This is a genomic window from Gilliamella sp. App2-1, from assembly GCF_001690255.1.
Taxonomy (GTDB): Bacteria; Pseudomonadota; Gammaproteobacteria; order Enterobacterales; family Orbaceae; genus Gilliamella; species Gilliamella apicola_G.
In genome coordinates this window covers 105,290-129,471 of the sequence record NZ_LZGR01000012.1, presented here as the reverse complement: position 1 = coordinate 129,471, position 24,182 = coordinate 105,290, and the positions used below count along the sequence as shown (strand labels likewise).

General features: G+C 37.3%; 27 protein-coding genes. 10 read left to right on the top strand and 17 right to left on the bottom strand.

From position 1 onward, the window contains the following. Positions 1 to 7 precede the first annotated feature (7 nt). The 7 genes from cysZ to A9G22_RS01410 form a co-directional block, all read right to left on the bottom strand. Positions 8 to 844 (bottom strand): sulfate transporter CysZ, encoded by an 837-nt coding sequence (gene cysZ / locus A9G22_RS01440; RefSeq protein ID WP_081296886.1) that lies wholly within the window; start codon positions 842 to 844, stop codon positions 8 to 10. Positions 845 to 943: 99 nt separating this feature from the next. Then, positions 944 to 2,992 carry a tRNA(Met) cytidine acetyltransferase TmcA gene (locus A9G22_RS01435; RefSeq protein WP_075508207.1) on the bottom strand — a complete coding sequence of 683 codons (2,049 nt, stop codon included), beginning with the start codon at positions 2,990 to 2,992 and terminating at the stop codon, positions 944 to 946. 3 nt (positions 2,993 to 2,995) lie between these two features. Continuing rightward, positions 2,996 to 3,451: a DUF441 domain-containing protein gene (locus A9G22_RS01430; RefSeq protein WP_065585861.1), complete on the bottom strand. Its 456-nt coding sequence runs from the start codon at positions 3,449 to 3,451 to the stop codon at positions 2,996 to 2,998. After that, positions 3,451 to 4,161 (bottom strand): phosphoribosylaminoimidazolesuccinocarboxamide synthase, encoded by a 711-nt coding sequence (gene purC / locus A9G22_RS01425; RefSeq protein WP_065585860.1) that lies wholly within the window; start codon positions 4,159 to 4,161, stop codon positions 3,451 to 3,453. The genes A9G22_RS01430 and purC overlap by 1 nt, the downstream gene beginning before the upstream one ends. 65 nt (positions 4,162 to 4,226) lie before the next feature. Further along, complete coding sequence (gene bamC, locus A9G22_RS01420; protein ID WP_075508206.1) at positions 4,227 to 4,982, bottom strand: outer membrane protein assembly factor BamC; 756 nt, start codon at positions 4,980 to 4,982, stop codon at positions 4,227 to 4,229. A 36-nt stretch (positions 4,983 to 5,018) separates the two neighbouring features. Continuing rightward, a complete protein-coding gene (gene dapA, locus A9G22_RS01415) occupies positions 5,019 to 5,897 on the bottom strand; it encodes a 4-hydroxy-tetrahydrodipicolinate synthase (RefSeq protein ID WP_065585858.1) in 879 nt (292 codons plus the stop codon). Positions 5,898 to 5,993: 96 nt separating this feature from the next. Beyond that, positions 5,994 to 6,752 carry a Nif3-like dinuclear metal center hexameric protein gene (locus A9G22_RS01410; RefSeq protein ID WP_075508205.1) on the bottom strand — a complete coding sequence of 253 codons (759 nt, stop codon included), beginning with the start codon at positions 6,750 to 6,752 and terminating at the stop codon, positions 5,994 to 5,996. Between the two features lie 222 nt (positions 6,753 to 6,974). Between A9G22_RS01410 and rnt the strand changes: the two genes are divergently transcribed. Then, complete coding sequence (rnt, locus tag A9G22_RS01405) at positions 6,975 to 7,664, top strand: ribonuclease T (RefSeq protein ID WP_218058713.1); 690 nt, start codon at positions 6,975 to 6,977, stop codon at positions 7,662 to 7,664. 78 nt (positions 7,665 to 7,742) lie between these two features. On the opposite strand, the gene A9G22_RS01400 is transcribed toward rnt, so the two are convergent. The 7 genes from A9G22_RS01400 to nlpD form a co-directional block, all read right to left on the bottom strand. After that, a complete protein-coding gene (locus A9G22_RS01400; protein ID WP_065585884.1) occupies positions 7,743 to 8,069 on the bottom strand; it encodes a Grx4 family monothiol glutaredoxin in 327 nt (108 codons plus the stop codon). 516 nt (positions 8,070 to 8,585) lie between these two features. Beyond that, entirely contained in the window at positions 8,586 to 8,888 is a 303-nt protein-coding gene (locus A9G22_RS01395) for a hypothetical protein (protein WP_218058712.1), read from the bottom strand. 148 nt (positions 8,889 to 9,036) lie between these two features. Further along, the gene (locus A9G22_RS01390) at positions 9,037 to 9,630 is read right to left on the bottom strand and encodes a UbiX family flavin prenyltransferase (RefSeq protein WP_065585854.1); all 594 of its coding nucleotides are present in this window, start codon (positions 9,628 to 9,630) and stop codon (positions 9,037 to 9,039) included. Positions 9,631 to 9,904: 274 nt separating this feature from the next. Next, entirely contained in the window at positions 9,905 to 11,113 is a 1,209-nt protein-coding gene (locus A9G22_RS01385; protein WP_075508203.1) for an aldose 1-epimerase family protein, read from the bottom strand. Positions 11,114 to 11,293: 180 nt separating this feature from the next. Continuing rightward, positions 11,294 to 11,872 (bottom strand): thymidine kinase, encoded by a 579-nt coding sequence (locus tag A9G22_RS01380; protein WP_075508202.1) that lies wholly within the window; start codon positions 11,870 to 11,872, stop codon positions 11,294 to 11,296. Positions 11,873 to 11,999: 127 nt separating this feature from the next. Beyond that, positions 12,000 to 12,752: a 2,3-diphosphoglycerate-dependent phosphoglycerate mutase gene (gene gpmA / locus A9G22_RS01375; protein WP_065585851.1), complete on the bottom strand. Its 753-nt coding sequence runs from the start codon at positions 12,750 to 12,752 to the stop codon at positions 12,000 to 12,002. 117 nt (positions 12,753 to 12,869) lie between these two features. After that, positions 12,870 to 13,961 carry a murein hydrolase activator NlpD gene (nlpD, locus tag A9G22_RS01370; protein ID WP_075508201.1) on the bottom strand — a complete coding sequence of 364 codons (1,092 nt, stop codon included), beginning with the start codon at positions 13,959 to 13,961 and terminating at the stop codon, positions 12,870 to 12,872. 433 nt (positions 13,962 to 14,394) lie between these two features. On the opposite strand from nlpD, the gene rsmI reads away from it, so the two are divergent. The 3 genes from rsmI (at position 14,395) to moeA (ending at position 17,922) form a co-directional block, all read left to right on the top strand. Beyond that, the gene (gene rsmI / locus A9G22_RS01365) at positions 14,395 to 15,222 is read left to right on the top strand and encodes a 16S rRNA (cytidine(1402)-2'-O)-methyltransferase (protein ID WP_075508200.1); all 828 of its coding nucleotides are present in this window, start codon (positions 14,395 to 14,397) and stop codon (positions 15,220 to 15,222) included. A 215-nt stretch (positions 15,223 to 15,437) separates the two neighbouring features. Continuing rightward, positions 15,438 to 16,529 carry a redox-regulated ATPase YchF gene (ychF, locus tag A9G22_RS01360; RefSeq protein WP_065585848.1) on the top strand — a complete coding sequence of 364 codons (1,092 nt, stop codon included), beginning with the start codon at positions 15,438 to 15,440 and terminating at the stop codon, positions 16,527 to 16,529. Positions 16,530 to 16,695: 166 nt separating this feature from the next. Continuing rightward, on the top strand, positions 16,696 to 17,922 hold the full coding sequence (gene moeA / locus A9G22_RS01355; protein WP_075508199.1) for a molybdopterin molybdotransferase MoeA: 1,227 nt from the start codon (positions 16,696 to 16,698) through the stop codon (positions 17,920 to 17,922). Positions 17,923 to 18,009: 87 nt separating this feature from the next. On the opposite strand, the gene A9G22_RS01350 is transcribed toward moeA, so the two are convergent. The 3 genes from A9G22_RS01350 to folB form a co-directional block, all read right to left on the bottom strand. Continuing rightward, on the bottom strand, positions 18,010 to 18,438 hold the full coding sequence (locus A9G22_RS01350) for an EamA family transporter (RefSeq protein WP_065585846.1): 429 nt from the start codon (positions 18,436 to 18,438) through the stop codon (positions 18,010 to 18,012). Between the two features lies 1 nt (position 18,439). Beyond that, positions 18,440 to 18,646 carry a hypothetical protein gene (locus A9G22_RS01345; RefSeq protein ID WP_075508198.1) on the bottom strand — a complete coding sequence of 69 codons (207 nt, stop codon included), beginning with the start codon at positions 18,644 to 18,646 and terminating at the stop codon, positions 18,440 to 18,442. A gap of 469 nt (positions 18,647 to 19,115) precedes the next feature. Beyond that, positions 19,116 to 19,487, bottom strand: a complete 372-nt coding sequence (folB, locus tag A9G22_RS01340; protein WP_065585844.1) for a dihydroneopterin aldolase — start codon at positions 19,485 to 19,487, stop codon at positions 19,116 to 19,118. A 99-nt stretch (positions 19,488 to 19,586) separates the two neighbouring features. Between folB and rsmE the strand changes: the two genes are divergently transcribed. From rsmE to purM, 6 genes are all read left to right on the top strand, one after another. After that, positions 19,587 to 20,312, top strand: coding sequence for a 16S rRNA (uracil(1498)-N(3))-methyltransferase (gene rsmE / locus A9G22_RS01335; protein ID WP_065585843.1), 726 nt, complete (start codon positions 19,587 to 19,589; stop codon positions 20,310 to 20,312). Between the two features lie 235 nt (positions 20,313 to 20,547). Beyond that, positions 20,548 to 21,504: a glutathione synthase gene (gshB, locus tag A9G22_RS01330; RefSeq protein ID WP_065585842.1), complete on the top strand. Its 957-nt coding sequence runs from the start codon at positions 20,548 to 20,550 to the stop codon at positions 21,502 to 21,504. A gap of 3 nt (positions 21,505 to 21,507) precedes the next feature. Further along, positions 21,508 to 21,960: a GNAT family N-acetyltransferase gene (locus A9G22_RS01325; protein ID WP_075508197.1), complete on the top strand. Its 453-nt coding sequence runs from the start codon at positions 21,508 to 21,510 to the stop codon at positions 21,958 to 21,960. A gap of 21 nt (positions 21,961 to 21,981) precedes the next feature. Next, the gene (locus A9G22_RS01320) at positions 21,982 to 22,539 is read left to right on the top strand and encodes a YqgE/AlgH family protein (protein ID WP_075508196.1); all 558 of its coding nucleotides are present in this window, start codon (positions 21,982 to 21,984) and stop codon (positions 22,537 to 22,539) included. Positions 22,540 to 22,542: 3 nt separating this feature from the next. Continuing rightward, positions 22,543 to 22,953: a Holliday junction resolvase RuvX gene (gene ruvX, locus A9G22_RS01315; protein ID WP_065585839.1), complete on the top strand. Its 411-nt coding sequence runs from the start codon at positions 22,543 to 22,545 to the stop codon at positions 22,951 to 22,953. A gap of 99 nt (positions 22,954 to 23,052) precedes the next feature. Beyond that, complete coding sequence (gene purM / locus A9G22_RS01310) at positions 23,053 to 24,090, top strand: phosphoribosylformylglycinamidine cyclo-ligase (RefSeq protein WP_075508195.1); 1,038 nt, start codon at positions 23,053 to 23,055, stop codon at positions 24,088 to 24,090. Positions 24,091 to 24,182: the final 92 nt, after the last annotated feature.

The following is a 24,182-nucleotide window of genomic DNA, read 5'->3' as shown; positions in this document are numbered from 1 at the left end:
AACCACCTTAACGAAAATCTTGGCTACTGCTGTCAAATAGTGCTTGATGACGGTAGCGATCAACCCACATTGCCGTTGCGCCACACACCGCAACAGGCATAACAATTAAATTAAGCAGCGGTACCATGGTAAAAAAGCTGACTATGATACCAAAGATTATATTGTCGCCCCGATCTTGTTTAAGTAATTCACGCATGCGGTGAAAGGTAATTTTGTGGTTATCAAAGGCATAATCGGCATATTGAATATTAATTTGCCAAGCGGTAAATAAAAACCAGACTACTGGTGTAACCGATTGCCCAATAACAGGAATAAAATAAGTTAGCAGTATGGGAATTGCCCATATTAAATAGTTGAACAGTTTTTGTAGTTCACGTCCAAAAATACGAGGGAGATCTTTAATAATGCTCATCCATGACATATCTGCCGCGGGAATGCCCGTTAACTTCGCTTCGACTTGTTCAGCCAATAAGCCATTAAAAGGTGCGGCAATGATATTGGTTACCGTACTAAAGAAATAACAAAACAAGATAACTAGTGTTAAAATCAAGATAAAAACGATGATATATCCCAACCAATGCAACCAGTTTGGCACATACGATAATCCCCAATCGACCATCCCCGAGATAGCCGTGAAAAACCAATAAAATAATGCCGACATTATCACAATATTGGCAATTAATGGTAAAAAAACAAAACGCTTAATACCTGGACTAAACGCCAATGACCATCCTTTAAAAAAATACTCAATGCCTGTTGTTGGTTGATTTTTAGGGTTGTGGGTGTGGTTCTGGTTTTGTGAATGGCGATGTTGCGTTTGATTTTCTAATTTATTTTGCGTCACATTCGGTTCCTCTTAAATTAAAACGAATTAAGTTAAAACGGGCTGAACTTAAACAGGATAACTATTGTAAACAACCCCCTTGATAACCTGCAATGGCAATCAGCTATCATTATGGGTGCTTTTATCAAATATCACATTATTGCTGTGCTTTATTAGCCATGTTTTGACTTCGAGCTTAATGGTTTGCATTAACGCGCCTTTACCTGCAAGTTGATATGCATTAATGATCAAAGATTGATTGTTTTTGCTTTTTAACAGTGCTGATAACACAGGCAAAGATAACGGCTGTGGTTGTTGCAATTGCGAGTGTTGATGCAATTGATTGTCGTGAACTAATCGACACAGTGCGGAATAAGTGGCTTCAAACGGCCGATGAAAGTGAGCAAATCCGGCCAGTTCATCCAAATCGTGCGCGTCTAAATTTTGTGTTAATAGTGGATTATCGTTATTCGCAAGCATCTGGTTAAAGGGTAAATCGATAATATCTTTAAGCCAATAGGTATTACGCTGTAGTTTTTGTTTTAAGTTAAGGGTTAAATGGCATCCAGACTCGGTTAGTGGTTTGAGTGCCATAACCGAATAACCACCACTACTTGCCTGTTTATGACTACTGACATGAACCAAAACAAAACCACAAGCAGTCCAAAATTGATAATTAGATAGACTATAAGCAAAACTGACCGACACAAAATCGTTATTTTGCATTTTGGCATGATCACAAATCGTCTGTACAAGTTGTTTTGCGATATGTTGCCGTCGGTAGGCACTCATAACCGCAATGCGGTTAATGCGAACTGAGCGCAATTTAGCCGCCAATCGCTCGCCGGCATGAGCTACGAGCGACTGCGCCACTAAATTACCTTTAGGACGGCGTGTTCCTTGCCATACTTGGGTTATTAGACTATCAGGCAAATTTCCCTCGGTAATTGTAAGTGCCGCAGCAATTTGTTTATTGTCTATTGTTGCCTGCCAAACCGACAAGTTTTGCGCATCAAATAGACGCCTCAAATCGATTAATGTGGTTTGATAGTGAGCAATTTTTAATAGATAAAAGATCGACTTTAATGTGTCAACATCCTTGCGTTCAACCTTTGAATATTGAGTTGATAACGGGTTTGTAACAGGACTATTATCCTGTGTTAATAAACCATTAAGTAATAGCCGATCACTAAATTGCTCTAGCATATCATCGGCCTGCCAACGAATGGGCGTGTGTAGATGAAAATATTGACATGTTTTACCTGATAGTAATTTCAATAAAAAGCCCTGCCCAGTACCTTCATATCCGTCAACGGTGGTGGTTAACAATACCCGACAGTTATTGGCAATGGCCAGTTGTAGCAGTTTTCCGAGCATGGGCAACGGAATCATGGCAGCTTCGTCGATAATTAGATAATCGGCAGAATCAATCTTTGACTGCGCAATTAATTCATCAGGCGCAAAAAATGGCGTAGTAGGCTTAGCAAAAGCAAAAAAAGAGGTCAGTGCTGATTTATTGGGTGCGGTCACAATGCAACGTTGATAATGGCTAAACCGCCCTGCTAGCGCCGATTTACCTCGTCCTCGTTTAGCAACTAAGACGTTGATAGACTTATTGCTGTTTAATAACTGTTTTAATGTGGCTTGCTGTTCGGCTAAGTCCCAAGTGTCATCGGTTTTCACTAGCAAAGAAGGAGTGACGGATATAGCGGTTTTTGGTAACGATGTTGAATTGATTGATACACCGAATTCGGCCAAAGTTTGCGTTAAATGTGCAACAAAATTAGGTACACTAATCGGATTTTGACTTTCGTTCCATCGCAGGCTGTCTTGATCAAACCAAGAGGTCAGATCCTTAGGTAATAGCAAAATCAACACACTACCTTTAACTAGTGTACCAACCAGCATGGCAAAGGCATCAAGATTAAATCCTACCGTTGCATCAAAGATAGCATGCTGATACTGCCTCCCCAATAATTGTTTGGTTTGATTGGGCGGTAGTACATTAGCAATTAACTTATTTGGCAAATAATCGGACAGTTCAGACCAATACGTCACCGTTAACCAATCACCGGGATAATGATAAACGGCGTGTCTAAGTTGTTCGAATAATTGTGCGGCTTCACCCTGTAACACCCATAGCGTTCTTGTGCTGTTGGGATTTTGCATAAGCTAACTTTTTCCAATTAATAACGATAATAGACCTGCGGCAATCAGGGGACCAACTGGAATGCCTTTGAAAAATGCAACACCAATGAGCGTGCCAATAATTAAGCCATTAATAATAGTAGGATGTGCGCCAATGAGCGATATACCACGCGTGCCAAGCCACGAGACTAAAATGCCAACCAAAATAGCCAATATAGATTGCCAAGTGGTAAACGATTTGACAATATCACCAATTTTTAACGATCCATCTGCCAATGGCACCATCATCGCGGCAGTTAAAATAACAATACCGATAGTTAAGCCATATTTATTTAAAAACGGAAAATAAGCGGCAAGCGGCGTTAATTTAAATAGTAACAATAACAGTACGGCAAATGTCACGGTGTTATTGTGCGTTAAATAACACAGCGCAGCTAAACCTAAAAGAAGAAAAAAAGAGATATCAAACTGCGCAAACATTACAAAGAAACACCAATGCGTTTTGCCACTTCTTCATAGGCTTCAATCACGCCACCTAAACCTTGACGAAAGCGATCTTTGTCCATTTTTTTCAGTGTCTGTTTTTCCCATAGGCGGCAACCATCGGGCGAAAACTCGTCGCCTAAAGTGACTTCACCTTTAAATAAGCCAAATTCGAGTTTATAATCAACCAATATTAACCCTGCTTTATCAAATAGATCACTCAAAATAGTGTTAATTTTAAAGCTAAGTTCTTTCATTTTGGCTAGTTGATTATCGCTAGCCCAACCGAAGGCTTTGCAGTGTGATTCATTGACCATTGGATCGTGCAATGTATCGTTTTTTAGGAACAATTCAAACGTAGGAGGATTTAAAACTTGACCTTCTTCAACCCCTAAACGTTTAACTAAAGATCCCGCAGCACGATTACGCACCACACATTCAACAGGTATCATTTGCAGTTTTTTAACAAGCACTTCATTGTCTGATAATAAGGCCTCAACCTGAGTTGGAATGCCAGCTTCACGCAAGGTGGTCATAATAAAATAGTTAAATTTATTATTCACCATACCTTTCCGATCTAACTGCTCAATACGCAACCCATCAAATGCCGATGTATCATTACGAAACTCAAGAATTAATAAATCGGGGTTTTTGGTGGTATATACCGTCTTAGCTTTACCACGATAAAGCTCAGCCAACTTTTTCATGTCTATAACCTTATATCAATTGCCAATAAATGATTAAGGAGCTCTGCGCTCCTTAAATTCCAAACTTATTCTTGATTGGTACCGTTCACGGCTGTTGCGGGTTTCTTGCTTTCGGCATTGTCTTTTTCAGTATCGTTATCTTGTGCTTTGGGTGGCACAACTCGCACTGAATCAGGTGCAACATCATCCATTATGTCATTAAACAAACCAACCACATAACGCTGCACTTCGATCGGTTGCGACATCAAATCGTCCATACCTCGAGCTAACGAAGTGATTGAAATAGTGATAGTTTCAGTATTGTCTAATAATTGTCGTTTAATTGAATAAGTGGCTTGAACAGCTTGTTCTTCGTCTGCACGAACCATAAAGGTTTTATCCGTTTTAATGGTGTTATTGTCGCGACTAACAATGGGGATATTTTTTTTACTTAAGCTGTTAGGAATACGACCCCATACATTGTTGCTTAGTGGTACATTAAAAGTAACTGAACCGCTATTATAAAATGCAAACGCATCTTGGATTGTTGGAATTGGTAAACTTGGCGGCCTAATATCCAGCTTTTTACCTAAATCGCCTTTAAACTCGGTTGTAATAACATAAAAGTCACCACTTTCAGCCGGTATCTTAACACCTTTAGGAATAATTAATGGTTTTAAGGTCGGTGATTTAAGGTAATCTTCATTACCTTCGACTTCGCGCTTAAAATGTTGATCGCTACCACAACCGGCAAGAAATAACGACGTCACAACGGTTAAAACAGCTGCTTTTTTAATGACGTTGCTTTGCCATAAGGTTCTGTTCAATGTGTTATTTAACATAGATATCTGCTTTTTTAAATTAAAGGTTATACAAAATTACAGTAAATTTGCCTCTTTTAACGCTTGTTCAACCGCAGGAATCGACGATGTGCTTAGCGATACCATTGGCAACCGAATAGTTGCGCTTTGCATTAAACCTAATTTTGCACAAGCCCATTTCGCTGGCGTTGGGTTGGGTTCGATAAATAAATTGTGATGTAAAGCCATTAAAGTATCGTTTAAGGTGCGGGCTTCTTGAATTTGATTATTAGCAGCAAGCTGACACACAGTAGCAACGGCTTTAGCCGCAACATTAGCCGTCACCGAAATTACGCCATCGCCTCCTAAAATCATAAAGTCTAAAAAGGTTGAATCATCACCACTGAGCAATTTAAAATCAGGGCCAACGAGTTTGCGCGTTGGATAAACTCTTGAAAGATCACCCGTTGCATCTTTTAATGCAACAATATTTTTGATCTTCGCTAAACGCCCAACGGTTTCGGGTTTAATATCGCTACTAGTGCGTCCCGGTACGTTATATAAAATCTGTGGCAATGCAGTGCTTTCGGCAATGGCTTTAAAGTGTTGATACATGCCTTCTTGCGTTGGCTTGTTATAATAAGGCGCAACGGTTAAACAACCAACAACACCGATATTTTCAACCCGACTGGTTAATTCAATGGCTTCTTTCGTTGCGTTTGCACCTGTACCCGCAATAATAGCAATACGCCCGTCGGCATAGTCGATTGTTCGTTTAATTACATCGATATGCTCATGGTGATCAAGGGTTGCCGACTCGCCTGTTGTACCAACCGAAACAATACCCGATGTTCCATTAGCGATATGATATTCGACCAATTTTTTTAAGCTTACGTGGTCAACGTTTCCTTTCGTATCCATAGGAGTAACAAGTGCGACCAGACTTCCTGTAAACATAAAATGACCTCTCATATAATCGGTTTATAACATAAGGTAAAGAATAAAAAATCTGCGAATAAGTATGCGATATTTCTAAGGTAAATTCAACTTTTGTTATGCAGGATTATCAATATCAACAAAAATAACCTCAACACCATAGCAACTCGCTAACCATTCGCCCAATTTTTTAATACCATAACGCTCGGTGGCATGATGCCCAGCGGCATAAAAATTAATGCCATATTCGCGCGCAAGGTGGATGGTACGCTCTGACACCTCACCTGTAAAAAAGGCATCTACGCCCATTTGCGCAGCTTGCTCGATATAATCTTGCCCACCACCACTACACCACGCAATACGATTAATCACTTCAGGCGCATTATCACCACAAAATAGCACTTGCCGTTCGTTATTGTGTAACACTTGCTCAAGCTTATGTTGAAATTGCAAAGCCGTCAGTGGCGTGCTCAGTGTGCCCGTAAAAAGCAGATCGGTAATATCATTGCGCTTATCGACCGAAATACCCAACAAATTAGCCAGTTCCATATTATTACCAAAAACGGGGTGGCCATCTAATGGCAGGTGGTAACCATATAAATTAATATCGTTAGTTAATAGCGTTTTTAGCCGTTGGTATTTTATACCAGTAATGGTTTGTGCTTCGTTTTTCCAAAAATAACCATGATGTACTAGCACCGCATCGGCTTGCAGTTCGACCGCTTTGTCTAACAATAACTGGCAAGCAGTAACCCCTGTCACAATTTTATTGACTTGTTCTCGCCCCTGTACTTGCAATCCATTTGGCGCATAGTCGCGATAGCGGGTAATTTGCAGTTCATTGTTAATAATCTTTTCTAATTCAAAGTTGTGCATTATTTGCTCGGTTTTAAGCTCGTTTAATTATGATTGATGATTATAATCACTTTAACCAATAATGGCATCTATTCGTTCGCTTTAATATGATTAGCATAAAGGTTGCTATAATGACACTTTACAAAAACTAACGAATTGAATGCAAACTCTCTATGCCAATGCTAGGCGAACCAGTTAAAAACTGGCATAATAGCCCTTTTTTCGTAGATAAGATAGATTAACGTGCCAAACGCCAAATTATGTGAACGCTTTCGTGGGTTTTATCCAGTTGTGATTGATATTGAAACATCAGGATTTGATCCAAAACTCAACGCTATATTAGAAATTGCCGCTATCACCTTAAAAATGACCCCCGATGGTTGGCTAGAGCCCGATCAAACTTTACAATTTAATGTCAATCCGTTTAACGATGCAATTTTAGAGCCAACCGCCCTTGCCTTTAACGGTATTGATCCCGATAATCCACTCCGCAACGCGGTGGACGAAAAGCACGCTTTAGACGAAATTTTTAAAATGGTTAGATCTGGTATAAAAGCGAGCGAATGTACGCGTGCAGTAATGGTTGCGCATAATGCGCACTTTGATCACAGCTTTTTAATGGCAGCAGCTGAACGCGCAGGCATCAAACGTAATCCTTTCCATCCATTTGCCACCTTTGATACGGCATCGCTCAGTGGTCTGATTTTTGGGCAAACGGTGCTAGCCAAAGCCTGTCAAGTGGCACACATCACATTCGATCACAAACAAGCCCACAGTGCCCTATATGACACGCAAAGAACCGCTATACTTTTTTGCAAAATTGTCAATCGACTTAAATCTCTGGGGGGATGGCCGTTGGAATTTATCGAGACAGATGTAAAAATGGAAATGAATTTAGATAATACAGAGCACAACGAAAAACAGGAAGAGTAGAAAAGATAAAACAGCTGTAATTCTCAAAAATAAGAACAAAAAAGCGCGCTCACCTTGCGCGCTTAATTCATCACCCAATTAGGATTTATACTTTTCAGCAGTTTGCTTAATCAGCATTTGCAGTTCACCAGCTTGAAACATTTCTAACATAATATCGCAGCCCCCTACTAATTCGCCTTCCACCCATAATTGGGGAAATGTAGGCCAATTAGCAAATTTAGGTAATTCAGCTCGAATATCAGGATTTTGTAAAATATCAACATAAGCAAACGCCTCACCACATTGTGACAAAACCTGCACCGCCTGAGCCGAAAAGCCACAACTTGGCAATTTTGGCGAACCTTTCATATATAAAATAATCGGGTTGTCGGCAATTTGTTTTTTGATTTTATCGAGTGTTGTCATCTCAGTCGTCATGCGATTTCCTTGGTAATTAATCGTAATAAAGCCGGCTATTCTAACTTACATTTGGTGTTGTTCCTACTGCTATCTTGTAACTACGTTGTTTAATGGAGATTTTTAAAGCAACTTGTGTGGAAATGTTTTTTGTTTAAAACAAATCAAATAAAAAATTTAATAAAATCAATATTATTCCTGACTGGCTTTTAGGTTCCCTTAAAAGACTATTTAAGACTGGTGTGCTTTCTTTATAAAAAGCGTTCAGGTAGCATACTGATTTTATTTAATTTTTTCTTTTGATATTTTTAGTTAAATCAATTAATTACATGATAGCTTCTGTTTTTATAAGACTTACTATCTATACGCTATACGTCGGTGGACTAGAAACCAATATACTATAAACGTTGTTTCGCAAAAGACAAATAGGATTTTTATTTTTCAATAAAAAGATTGGCAGGGTTTTGCGATTTTTGATAGTCAGGAAATTTTACCATTAAAAAATATAGAAAAATCATACTAAAATTACCTTTCTTTCTGCCAATAGATCTTACATCCAAATCCCAGCAAATTATTAGTCATTTTTATATATTGTAATTGCAACTCCCAAATTGGTGCTTTTATCATTCTTGCAAAGGGAAATGCTCGATAATATAGGGCATAAGCTTGTTTGGCTTGTTCTTTTTGTAATTGCGTTGCTTTAGCTTGAAATTGAATACCTTGAATCTGTGCAATAGTTTTTGGGGTAACACTAATGGTACCAGCAACTTGTGGAAGTTTTAACATCGCTTTGGCATGTTCTGTTTTTAATTCAGAAAGAAGATACAAACACATCCTCCTTTCATCAAAAACGTAAAAGGTGTTGCATGCCCATGGTTTGTTATCAGGCAAGATGACATTTAGCGATAATACATGGTTTTTTTTAATGAATTTGCTGATTTTAGGATCGATTTGCATATGTTTGGTTTCGCTGGCGTTATTCTGGCTTAGTGTTAAGGTGTAGATCTTCGCCCCATCGTGGTAGCGATGAAATGTCAATTCCAAATAAGTCAAGCGCTCTAGCTACGCTATGCGTGATTATATCATCCACGCTGTCAATATGTTGGTATAACGCTGGCACAGGCGGGCAAATTACGCCTCCCATAAGGGTAATAGTTTCCATATTTTTTAGGTGAGCTAAATTTAGTGGCGATTCGCGAGCCATTAATACTAAGCGTCGACGCTCTTTTAATACAACATCGGCCGCACGGGTGAGTAAGTTATCAGATAATCCTTGGGCAATGGCAGCAAGCGTTCGCATTGAGCAAGGTGCTATTAACATACCCATGGTTTTAAACGATCCACTTGCTATGGCGGCGCCAATATTGTTAATGGAATACACCTTATCGGCTAGGGCTGCGATTTGTTGTATACTCATGTTGGGGACTTCGTACGCACTTGTTATTTGTGCCGCTTTAGAAATAACAAGGTGGGCTTCAATATCCGTTGGTTTTAATAGCTCTAACGCTTTTATACCATAGGCAATCCCTGTTGCACCACTAATGCCAATTATTATTCGCTGCGTTGCCATGTCAGTCCTTACTTATTAATATCAATATTGCAATAAAATCGTTAATGGCTATTTAAAATAGTTAACAAGTGAAATCATACTATTAATAAAAACGATATTAAAGTTAGTCATGAAATAGATGACTATACCTGTCTATTGTTAACGAATCAAGCAGGTAGTAGATTGCCCGTAGCATAACTATTACCTTAATAATAGGTAAATCAAAGAAATGTTAGTTAAATTATTAAATAATTTTTATGGCTATCCAAGTAAGGTTGGTAGCCATTTTAATGATTTACTCTCTAGCCATTGGTTTATTAATAACTTTAGTTTCTTGTTTACCTTGAATAGCTTTAATTTTTTCTTCATATTTGGTGACAGCTTCTTTGCTAGATAATAAGCTATAAGTTAAGGTAAATTCGGTACTTTGTCCTGGTTCTAACTGACGAACACGCTTTTGCTTACGTTCGATAGTCACTGGATAAGCAAGACTGGTCCCTGGCTCTAAGCCCGTGACATAACCTTGTTTAAGGGTATCGGTGTTTTTCCATAATGAAAGTACGGGTAATTCTTTAGTATTAAAGGCAATTCCTGCTGCTTTATCACCCGCTTTATTCGTTACCATTACCTGTGTTTGACCAGTAGCATCAGCAAAAGGATATACATTAAATACCATTTCATCAAAATCTTTAGTCGGCCCTAGATAAGTTTGCCAAGTATTAAGACCTCCTTTCGCATAGTTGTTAAATGGTGAAATCTCTTTCACTGGAGCCACAAACCTAGCACCTTCTTCAAGAATAGGTGTACCAAAATTGCTGTGATAGATGATCTGATAATCACGAGTATAATCACTTTTATTGGTGACTACATCATGGATTGTAAATTCTTTACTTCCAGGTATATAGCTAAGCGATGCCCACGTTTCTAAATTGCTTTTTTTAAAAGTATTTTCTTTAATTAAACCTTTAATAGTAATAGTGTACGGCTCTTTATCAGCAATATCGACAATTAACTTAGATACAGGAGTATTTTGAGCTCGTCCATGAAGTGTGTACATCATCCCATCCGCTTGTACTGCATGACCAGTCCATTCAAAACCACAGCGAACCATCATTTCGTTAAAGCCATCTAACCAACCTATGCCACCACGGCTTTCTAAATTGATATACTTAGGATTGACAACTTCATTGACTGGAGAGTCCCATCCCATACGGATACCATCACCAACAACGGACAAAATTCCTAACCCTCTAGTAGGAATTAATTGAATAGTAAAATTATCACTAGAAATAGTTAGCAGTTCAGTTCCTTCTTGTTTACCGCCTTTAAGCACCGTGTTTTGAATGGTAAATTTTTCCCCTTTTACACCCAAATCTCGGCTAGAAATAGACCAATTACCTTTAGCAACGTTCTTCTCATTATCAGTTAATACAAATTCTTTAGCATTAGCATTATAACTAGCCAAACTAAGTAATACAGCTAATGAAATAATTTTGACTTTCATTGTGATCCCTCATAGTTAATAAAATAGTACTGAATCGTTTCAGTCAATATGACATAAAATAGAAAGAATCAACAAAAAGAAAATCTTAAAATTGAGAGATAATTCACACTTTTTTAACATCAAATAATCACATATATAAAGATGATTAATTGCATGAATAAGTGTGAAATATTGAGAAGATCAGCTTTTAGGTCTAACTTGCCCAGCTTTCCAATGTTTACGACAAACTGAGTGGAATTCACTATCTCCGAGATGAATAGAATTTCCAAATTTAACAATTTGTCCATCCTGTCCTTCTAATAGGTTCATCGTTGCTTTTTTTCCACACCAACAGACGGTTTTTAGTTCTCTAAAATTATCCGCAATTTCTAATAATGTTTTTGAACCTTCAAAAAGTTGCCCCATATAATCAGTTTTTAAACCAAAAAACATCATTGGTATACCGTACTCATCACAAATATCAGATAGTTTCCAAATGGTACTTTTAGATAAAAACTGACTTTCGTCAATTAAGACGCACGCATAATTATTTTTCTTTATCAGTTCAATGATCTCATTAACACTATTATCATCAAGTTGTAATGCTCTTTTACGTAATCCTAAGCGAGAGACGATTTCGACAGCCGAGTCGCGCGTGTCAACCGATGATTTAAGTAGTAATGTTTGCATGTTATTACTTAAGTAATTATGATCAATTTGCAACAGTTCGGTGGATTTTCCGGCATTCATTACGCCATATATATAATAGATCTTAGACAAAATAACGCTCTCAAAATTAAAATCAATAAATGAATAAATCAATAAAAGTGAATGAATAAAAAGCTATAATGTAGGTAATAAAAAAGGTAAGTTAAATAACCTACCTTTGAGTTTGTTTAATCAATAATTATTTTGCTTTACCTTGGTTTGCAACAGCAGCTTGTTTGGCAGCGATTTCATCAGCATTACCTAAGTAGTAGTGTTTAATAACTTGCATGTTGTCGTCAAATTCATACACTAATGGCACACCTGTTGGAATGTTAAGTTCAATGATGTCATCATCGCTGATGTTATCTAAATGTTTTACCAATGCTCGTAGTGAGTTACCGTGAGCGGCAATAATAACTCGTTCACCTTTAGCAACACGTGGGGCAATGGTTGATTCCCAATAAGGTAATACACGTTTAATGGTTAATGCTAAGCTTTCGGTTAACGGTAATTCTGATTCAGGTAGTTTGCTGTAACGTGAATCGTGACCCGGAAAGCGTTCATCAGATTTTTCAAGCGCAGGTGGTGTGATGGCAAAGCCACGACGCCATAATTTTACTTGATCATCTCCATATTTTGCTGCCGTTTCGGCTTTATTTAAGCCTTGTAATGCACCATAGTGACGTTCGTTTAGCTTCCAGCTTTTTTCAACCGGTAACCATGCTTGATCAACTTCGTCTAAAACATGCCATAATGTGTGAATGGCACGTTTTAATACTGAAGTGTAAGCATAATCAAATGTGAAACCTTCTTTTTTAAGTAGTTTACCTGCTTCAGCAGCTTCTTTGTTACCTTTGTCTGATAAATCAACATCAGTCCAACCACAAAAACGGTTTTCTTGGTTCCAAACACTTTCTCCATGTCGAATTAGCACTAATTTTTTTACAGCCATGAGTATAACTCCTTTATTACGTAGATTAAATTTTTAGTATATTTTTTAAGGACATGCTGAGTAGTCCCCATGCATGTCCATTTGTTTTGAGCTAATGCTCTTAACTCAAAACGTTTATTATTTTGGTAAGTATTTTAACGGGTTAACTGATTGCGCTTTATATCGAATTTCAAAATGTAATCTGACTGACGAGGCGCCTGTTGCCCCCATTGTAGCAATTTGTTCACCTGCACGCACTACCTGCTGCTCTTTTACTAATATGGATTGGTTATGTGCATATGCTGTTAAATAGTCATCATTATGTTTAATGATGATTAAATTACCATAACCTGGTAACGCATTGCCTGAATAAACGACACGCCCATTAGCTGCAGCCATGACTTTGTCACCAATTGAGCCTGATATATCAATGCCTTTGCTTGCATTCGAAAATTTTTCAATAATCTTACCACGTGCAGGCCATTGCCATGAAATATTGGCAACTTTCGATTTTAACGCACCCGTGGCAGGCATACTTCTAGTGGAATCGTTTAAAGGTTCTGTAATGGTTTCAGTTGTTTCAATTGTCGTTGGTTGTTGATTTTTACCGGTAGTGGTGATTGATGTGGTTGTTGTTTTGGTTATTGTTGGTTGAGTTTTAGTTTGCCCCATTGTGATGGCAGAATTATTGTTACTGGTTTTGTGTTCCGTTGGTTGGTTTGTTGTGGTTTTTTGGGTGACTACAACTGTTCCACCACTAACGTCTAACACTTGCCCAACGTTAACAGCAAAAGGTTCTTTGATATTATTTTTAGCTGCTAATGAACGATAATCATTGCCAGTTACCCACGCAATATAAAATAAGGTATCACCCCGCTTAACAGTATAGGTATCACCTTGATATCCACCTTTTGGAATTTCATCGTAATTACGGTTATAAACAATGCGCTCATTACTAATTACCGTACCATTATTGCTAGTACTGTTAGTGGTATGAGAATTTGACGCGGTTGTTTTTCTTGATGATGGTGGATTATAAGTCGTAGGAGCAGAAGATACTCTACCTCCCGTTGAAATATTAGCTGGTGGTTTGGTATAAACGGAAGACGTTGATGTCCCGCCTGCACCAGAAATATCTTCGATTTCGGCCTGCTCAGTTTGTGTACACGCAGTGATTAACAAACTTAAACAACTTAATGTCAATATTTTTTTCAAAGTAACACCTTTCATTCGTGAATGTTATTTTTTCTCTGTTTTGTGTTAAGTAGCATTTTATACATATCGTTTTACTGGCACATTTTAGCGTTTTTACAGCAAAAAGCTATTACATTGATTACTTATTTTGGTTAAATAAATTCATTTAGAGTTTGGTTATTCTTTCCTATAAAGTTTTTTCTATGATTAATGTAGACTGTTTTAGTGATTTATAACCGCTGGCATTTAAACTAAGTTAGCATAAATTTTTATTTATTAATCAAATAAATAACTCAAGCAAACCCAGACACAATTTTGCTACAAACAAACTATTTTTTTGCTATCATTAATTAACTATTTATTCAGCTTTGTCGGATTTATTTTGAAAGTAGTGAGTATATACAATAAAATAGGCTTTCGTACAGTATCTTTACTGTATTTCTATAAAAATTTAATGTGATTTAAAATAATGACTTTATATATTGTTGCCACACCCATCGGAAACTTAGATGACATTACACTTAGAGCCATCAGTACACTCAAAAGTGTCGATCTTATTGCGGCTGAAGATACTCGTCATAGCGGCTTACTTTTACAACATCTTGGCATTAAAGCGAAGCTGTTCGCTTTGCATGATCATAATGAACAAGAAAAATCCAATTTTTTGATCGAAAAACTCAAATCAGGGTTATCGATTGCTTTAATTTCTGATGCTGGCACTCCGTTAATTAATGATCCTGGATATCACTTAGTTAAAGCTTGTCGCGAAAATGACATTAAGGTGGTGCCAATTCCCGGTGCTTGCGCTGCGATTACGGCTCTGTGTGCTTCGGGCTTGCCGTCGGATAAATTTATTTATGAGGGTTTTTTACCCGCTAAAACTAAAGCACGCCAAGATAGTCTTACAAAATTGCTAGATGAGCCACGCACGATGATTTTTTATGAATCAACTCATCGCTTATTAGACACGCTTAGTGATATGCAAACTATTTGGGGGAAAGATAAGCAAATCATTTTAGCTAAAGAACTGACCAAAACATGGGAAACCATTGTTAGCTTCAAGGTCAGCGAGTTGATTAATTGGCTAGATGAAGATTCTGCCCGCCAAAAAGGCGAGTTTGTATTAATTGTGCAAGGTCATACAAAATCTAATAATGACATCGATCCTAAGGCGATTACCACTCTTAAATTATTACAAAAAGAACTACCATTAAAAAAAGCCGCAGCCATTACTGCTGAAATATATGGGCTTAAAAAGAATCAACTATATCAAATCGGTTTGAATGCAGAGCAATAATTGAATTGCGTCCCACTATTTATAGAAACGTTTATAACCGATATTTTTAACAATGATTTATAGCAATTCATGACATGCTTTAAGCTAAATAGTTATTGCTAATTTGTTTAATTATTCGTTGATTTATCGGTAAGAACATTGGCACAAATAGCACAATTTAGTATATAATCGCCCCTTATTTTTAAGACATTTTATGACAAAAGGTAACAAACAGTATGGGATTTAAATGTGGGATTGTTGGACTACCCAATGTAGGTAAGTCAACGCTTTTTAACGCACTAACTAAAGCTGGTATTGAAGCGGCTAACTTTCCGTTTTGTACTATCGAGCCAAACACTGGGGTTGTGCCAATGCCCGATCCACGTTTAGATGAACTGGCTAAAATTGTTAAGCCACAGCGCACGTTGCCAACCACCATGGAATTTGTTGATATTGCTGGTTTAGTTAAAGGTGCATCGAAAGGTGAAGGTTTGGGTAATCAATTTTTAGCTAACATTCGTGAAACCGAAGCGATCGGTCATGTTGTACGTTGCTTTGAAAACGACAATATTATTCACGTCGCAGGCAAAATCGATCCTGCTGAAGATATCGAAATTATTAACACCGAACTTGCCCTATCCGATCTTGAAGCTTGTGAACGAGCAATGACACGCCTGCAAAAACGCGCTAAAGGTGGCGATAAAGACGCTAAATTTGAGTTAGAAATTCTTCAAAAATGTTTACCGCATTTAGAACAAGGTAAAAAGTTGTTGTTACTTGATTTAAGTAAAGAAGAACTTGATGCAATTAAATACTTGAATTTTTTAACCTTAAAACCAACGATGTATATCGCCAATGTGAATGAGGATGGTTTTGAAAACAATTCTTATTTAGATAAGGTCAAAGCTATTGCCGAGCAAGAAAAGGCCGTGGTTGTAACTGTATGTGCCGCAATTGAAGCTGAACTTGCCGAACTTGATGATGCTGATCGTGAGGAGTTTATGCAAGATTTAGGCTTAACAGAACCAGGATTAAATCGGGTGATTCGCGCAGGATACAGCTTACTTAACCTGCAAACTTATTTTACAGCAGGTGTTAAAGAAGTTCGTGCGTGGACAATTTCGGTTGGCGATACTGCACCACAAGCAGCAGGAAAAATTCATACCGATTTCGAAAAAGGCTTTATTCGTGCTCAAACCATTGCTTTTGATGATTTTATTAAATACGGTGGCGAACAAGGCGCTAAAGAAGCAGGCAAAATGCGCGCTGAAGGTAAAGATTATATCGTGCAAGATGGCGATATTATGAACTTCTTATTTAATGTTTAGTTGTTTATTTCACGTCGCCTTTTGGCGACGTTGTTATATCAGCTATCATAATAAATAATTAATATTACTCAAAAATCATTTTTTACCTAAACGTATAAATTACCAAAACTTCTTTTCAAAAAATCTAATAATCGATTAATAAAGATACATAAGGACAGCACTTTTTATGTTACTCACTTTTCAGCAAGCCAAACAGCAAGTACTTCAAAGCGCATCAACCATAAAATCGCTGCATAGCGAAAAAGTTACGTTATTTGATGCATTAGAAAGAATTACTGCTGAGTCTGTGATTTCCCCCATTAATGTACCTAGTTTTGATAATTCAGCAATGGATGGTTATGCGGTTCGGTTAGCAGATCTTAAGCAATCAAAATTGTTGCCGTTGGCCGGTGCTATTTTTGCGGGAGATGATATAAACAAACTTCACTGGCCACAAGGTACTTGTTTGCGTATTATGACGGGAGCTCCAGTGCCAAATGAAGCCGATGCCGTTGTCATGCAAGAGCAGACCGAAAAATCTGATTTGGGAATTACTTTTTTAGGTAACGTAAAAACTGGCGATAATATTCGTCGTATAGGTGAAGATGTTAAAAAAGGTGCGATCACAGTCAACAAAGGGACTAAATTAACGATACCAACACTATCGACACTTGCAACATTCGGCATTAGTGATCTTGTGGTTTTTAAAAAGTTAAAAGTCGCTATCTTATCTACCGGTGATGAATTAACGCCAATTGGTCAGCCATTATCTGGCAATGGCGCTATTTATGACAGCAACCGCTTCACACTAAAATTATTATTAACCAAACTTAACTGTGAAATCGTTGATCTCGGCATTATTCCTGATGACCCAACCCAAATCAAACACGCGTTAATAACTGCATCAAGTCAGGCTGACTTGGTGATAACAAGTGGCGGCGTATCTGTTGGTGACGCGGATTATACAAAAATTGCTTTAGAAGAATTGGGTAAAATCAATTTTTGGAAGATTGCAATGAAGCCAGGCAAACCTTTTGCTTTTGGCAAAATTGGGGACGCACTATTTTGTGGCTTGCCCGGTAATCCTGTTTCGGCTTTGATAACTTTTTATCAATTAGTTCAGCCATTGATTTTAACACTTTCAGGACAACAAATAGCACCTATCGATTTATCTTTTAAGGTTAAAACCATTAATAATCTAAAGAAAAGTATTGGTCGATTAGATTTTCAACGAGGTATATTACAAAGTAATGAATACGGTGAGTTAGTAGTGACAACAACAGGACAACAAGGCTCACATGTTACTCAATCTTTTAATGGCGCTAACTGTTTTATTGTACTTGAGCAAGATCGAGGTAATGTCAATAAAGGCGAAATGGTAACCGTTGAACTGTTTAATACATTACTTAAGTAACGTTATAGTTTAAGCCATGGTTTGTGAATTCTGCGTCCAATAAAGCCACGTATATTAATAAACCGAAGTAATAGCGTTGGTGCACAATTAAAACAGCGCCACTAATATTGCACCAACTGCAATCATGGCAACACCAATACCCGCTACTAACGAGATCTTTTCACCAAATAAAACAGCAGCAAATACTACAGCAAAAACTACGCTTAATTTATCAATTGGTGCAACTTGCGAGACTTTACCGTCTTTGATTGCCATAAAATAAAATAGCCAAGATAGCGCACCAGCAATACCGCTTAGCGCAATAGTGAGTAATGCCCTTTTATCATTAAAAAAGGTGTTGATAAGGTTTAATTTACCTTGAACAACAACCACTCCGACTAAAAAAATGGCCATTACAATTGCACGAATTGCAGTTGCGGTGTTAGCATCAAGATGTTGTAAACCAATTTTTCCTAAAATAGCAACACTCGCCGCGGTAATAGCCGAAAGTAATGCATAAATAAGCCATGCACTCATATTAGTATTTATCGACTTTAAATAGATATTGTTGATTATTCGAATTGGTATTACATTGTTGTGATTTATTCATTATACCGCGACAATCTTCTAAAACACCGTGAGCTTTTGACCAATGATAGGTTTTACCTTTGTCGTTTTTGCCCCCACATCCAACTAATACTAAGCTAAACATTAAACAAGCTACCCCAATAACTGCAAATTTCATTTCTTTCTCCTTTTTAGTAAGTGCATTGAAATAATTAGCAATATTATGTTTGTTTTATTTGGATTATTTTAATACAGAATCGATGTGATTAATAGCTAGTTTTAAAGCTGATAACGTTCAGCGTTTAGACCCAATCAACTGCGATGGCAAAACCTGTTTAGAAAAGATAGGATCAGTCAATATCATTTTGCGCCTAAACGAATCAAGATTGTTGAGTGAGCAATCTGCCAGTTTCTATCTTCAGACAAATTAAGATTTATATGGTCAAACCATGTCTGATGTGTGGTAATCTACTTTGGGCTTTAGGTGCTAACTCTTTACTCGCATGGCACCAACGCAAAAACTCACTTATTTTTATTTAAAAAGATTCATCGTGCTAAAACCTTTTAGAAGTATGATGTATTTTTTAGGCATTAAATCTTGCTTTTGATTTGTCATCGTTGTTACAGTATTTTTACCACTAATTAGTTTAATCATTTGCTGTACGCTCAATTACTATGGCAACATTTCGAGCATTAGCTATCGCATTCGGTTTAGACACTTTGACTTTAAGCCAATTAACCGAGAATTGTTGAATAACACGCTCAGCAATGTGTTCAGCAACACACTCAATCAATTCAAAATTCGATGATTCAACTAGTTGTGTTACGGTTTGGCTAACGACAAAATAATCTAAACAAAGTTCGACGTTATCACTTTCTCCGGCTGGTTTATTATTCCATGCCATTTCAAGATCGATAATTAACTTTTGCTTAATGGTCTTTTCCCACTCATACACACCAATGGTAGTTAAAACAGTTAATCCTTCAATTAATACTCTATCTTTGCTATATGTATTCATACTAAAATCCAAAAAGTCGATTTTTCTTAAATAGAGATTACCGAATCTTGATAAATTACGCTATAATTTATTGCAATATATTTTAAAATACTAGCAATTATGACGCGAATTTTTCAACCTCTTACAATTGTTCAAAATAGTCTGGTTACCTTAGATGACAATGCGTTCAACCATCTTATTCGTGTGTTACGCATGAAAGTTGGTGAAGAAATTATCCTATTTGATGGTTCTAATCATATTACCCCTGCAGTGATTTATGAAGTTAATAAAAAATCAGTTACGGTTAAAACCGCGTCGTCTGTTTTAGAGAATCACGAATCCCCTTTAAATATCCATTTAGGGCAAGTAATATCACGTGGCGAAAAAATGGAATTTACAATTCAAAAATCAGTGGAGTTAGGTATTAATAGCATTACTCCCCTACTTTCTGAACGTTGTGGAGTAAAATTGGATGCTGATAGACTCGATAAAAAAGTCCAACAATGGCAAAAGATTGTGATTTCGGCTTGTGAGCAATGTGGTCGCAATGTGGTTCCCGTCGTTAACCCAGTAATGAAGCTTGAAACTTGGTGCGCAAATTTAACAACGCCGTTACGCTTAAATCTTCACCCTAAAGCTACACATGGCGTAAAGCAATTGCCTAACGGTTATAATGACATTAGCTTATTAATTGGACCTGAAGGTGGTTTATCAGAAGATGAAATCAGTATGACCCATAATTATCAATTTACCGATATTTTGCTTGGACCACGCGTTTTGCGTACCGAAACAGCAGCATTAACGGCCCTAACTGCTTTGCAAGTGTATTTCGGTGATTTAGGATAATATAAAGTCATATTGTTATAAGGTAAATTAACCCGCTATTGCTAATGTTTGCTTTGCATCTTAGACTGTAACGAGTATGATAGTTACTAGCACACTTTTAATAATGATTTAAGATAATAGTGCTTTAAAACACTCACTGTCGAATGTTCACCTAATCCAATAAATAACGGATATAGAATAATACGCATTATCAACCTATTATTCGCTAAAACAAAAAAATCAGTAAGGAGTCACCATGATTAAACTTGGTATTGTTATGGATCCAATTAGTCATATCAATATTAAAAAAGATACCAGTTTTGCTATGTTGCTTGAGGCACAAAAACGAGGTTATTCGCTTTTTTATATTGAAATGAATGACCTATTTTTAGACACTGGCGAAGCTTATGCAACAACTCGTCCTTTGAAGGTTTATAACGATAAAGATCACTGGTTTGACCTTGGCCAAGAACAAACGCTCCCTTTGTGTGACCTTGACACGATTTTAATGCGAAAAGATCCCCCTTTTGATACTGAATATATTTATGCGACTTATATTTTAGAACGTGCTGAAGCTAAAGGTGTGTTGGTAGTTAATAAACCACAAAGTCTGCGCGATTGTAACGAAAAGCTGTTTACCGCTTGGTTTGCTGAGTTTACACCCAAAACCTTGGTTACTCGCCAAACACAGCAGATTAAAGCGTTTTTTCAAAAGCATCATGATATTATTTTAAAACCATTGGATGGTATGGGAGGATCGTCAATTTTTAGAGTCAAACAGGATGATCCTAATGTTTCGGTAATTATAGAAACATTAACCAAACATAACACTTGTTATTGTATGGCTCAGGACTTTATTCCTGCCATTAAAGAAGGCGATAAGCGTGTTTTAGTGGTCGATGGTGAACCTGTACCTTATTGTTTAGCGCGAATTCCACAAAAAGGCGAAACACGAGGCAACCTTGCTGCCGGTGGCCATGGTGAAGTTAGAGCATTAAGCGATAGTGATTGGCATATAGCTAAAAGCATCGCCCCTATTTTAAAAGAAAAAGGTCTTTTGTTTGTAGGACTTGATATTATTGGTGATAAGTTAACCGAAATTAACGTTACCAGCCCAACCTGCGTTCGTGAAATAGAAGCTGCCAATCCAGATCTTTCAATCACAGGTATGCTAATGGACGCAATCGAACATCGATTAAATAAAAAGAGTTAAACAATGATTAGAGAATATAAACCCGAAGATTTAAATAGCGTAATGACAATTTGGTTACAAGGGAATTTGCAAGCTCATGACTTTATCGATTCTGAATTTTTTAAACAAAATTACGATTTAGTGAAAATGCTAATTCCAATGTCCACTTTATATGTGCAAGATCTTGACGGTATAAAAGGATTTATTGGTTTAACTGAAAACTACATTTCAGGGTTATTTGTTGACCAAAATCACCGTCACCAAGGAATCGGTAACGCACTAGTTAACAAAGCGAAACAACACCACAATGAACTGTTAGTGCATGTTTATAAAAAAAACACTATAGCGATTGATTTTTATCTTTCACAAAATTTTGATATTGTTTCAGAATCGATCAATGAAGAAACCAATGAACCTGAATTATTAATGCGCTGTATTGTTGAGCATAACGTTAAAATTGGCAAATGTGCATTATAAAAATTACCTAAATGTGAAGCTATGAATTTAAAAGATCATTTTATTATTGCTATGCCAACACTCGATGACTCATTGTTTAGTCATTCTGTTATTTATATTTGTGAACATAACCGTGATGGAGCTATGGGAGTTATAATTAATAAACCGATTATTGATCTTAATGTAGCAACAGTCCTTACACGGTTAGAAATTACTTCGCCCACAAGTTGTGCTGAATTAGAGTATCCTGTATTTTGTGGTGGACCAATCGCTGATGAGCAAGGATTTATTTTACATACACCTCAGCAAGGATTTGCTTCTAGCATTCAAATTTCGGATGATGTGATGATTAGTACTTCGCTCGATGCGCTTAAATCAATTGGCTCCCCTGAACAACCCCAAAATATTTTTTTGGCATTAGGATATTCAAGCTGGCAGTCATTACAACTTGAGGACGAAATAGCTCGTAATGATTGGTTAGTTACCAATGCTGATCCCAAAATTATTTATGAAGTTGCCATCGATGAGCGCTGGCAAAAAGCTGCTCAAACGCTTGGGGTTAATATGAATACTATCTCGCACCAAATGGGAAATGCATAATCCATGGCAACCATTATTGCGTTTGATTTTGGCACCGTAAGTATTGGTGCCGCTATTGGTCAAGATATTACTAAAACTGCCAATCCTTTGTGCTCGTTTAAAGCGCGTGATGGCATTCCCAACTGGCAAGCTATTGAAAAGGTTTTAAAAGAGTGGAAACCCGATTTTTTAGTCGTTGGTTTACCCTTAAATATGGATGGAACCGAGCAACCTTTAACCGCCCGAGCGCGTAAATTTGCCAATCGTTTACATGGCATGTTTGGTTATCAAGTTCATTTACAAGATGAACGGTTATCAACCGTCGAAGCAAAATCCCATATTTTTGCTTCTCGTGGTTATCGTGCGCTTGAAAAAGGCATCGTTGATGCAACTTCTGCCATTATTATTTTAGAAAGTTGGTTTGAAAATAATTAGCGATTTTAATTAATTGGTTATTTTGTCAAGAATTAATCGCCATTAAATTTCATCCTTGCTAAAATAGTAGACAATATTCTATTGTAAGGATTACTTGCTGTGTCAAATAATAAATCTCTCAGTTATAAAGATGCTGGTGTCGATATTGATGCTGGCAATGAACTTGTTGATCGCATCAAATCTGTCGTTAAAGAAACTACACGACCAGAGGTTATGGGTGGACTAGGCGGCTTTGGAGCGCTATGTGCTATTCCTCAAAAATATAAAGAACCTATTTTAGTATCGGGCACTGATGGTGTGGGGACTAAATTACGCCTTGCAATGGATTTAAACCGTCATGAATCAATTGGTATTGATTTAGTTGCCATGTGTGTTAACGATTTGATTGTACAGGGTGCCGAACCTTTATTCTTCCTTGATTATTATGCTACTGGCACACTTAATGTTGATGTTGCAACTACTGTAGTCACTGGCATTGCCGAAGGATGTAAACAATCAGGGTGCGCTTTAGTGGGCGGTGAAACAGCCGAAATGCCGGGTATGTACCATAATAATGATTATGATTTAGCTGGATTTTGTGTTGGCGTCGTTGAAAAATCTAAAATGATTGATGGCAGTAAAGTGCAAAACGGTGATGCATTAATTGCATTAGCTTCAAGCGGCGCTCATTCTAATGGCTATTCATTAGTGCGTAAAATTATCGAAGTCAGTGGTGTAAACCCAACAACTAAAAAATTAAACGGTACACCTCTTGCTGATTACCTACTTGCACCCACTAAGATCTATGTTAAGTCTGTACTTGATCTCATCGCCCAAGTTGACGTGCACGCTATTGCCCATATTACTGGTGGCGGATTCTGGGAAAACATTCCGCGTGTGTTACCTGCAAATACTCAAGCAGTTATTGATGAAACAAGTTGGCAATGGCCAGCCATATTTGATTGGCTACAGCAAGCTGGCAATGTTAGTTGTCACGAAATGTACCGCACTTTTAACTGTGGTGTTGGCTTAATTATTGCCTTACCTAGATCACTAGCTGATAAAGCCATTACCTTACTGAATAATCATGGTGAAACAGCATGGTTATTGGGTGAAATTAAACACGCTACATCAAGTGAACGTGTTATTATTAAGTAGTAAGTATTCTATTTAACATATTACTTAATTTTAAACAAGTGGGTAATATCTAAGATTATTTCAAGGTTTATCGATTTAAACAATAACCGTTT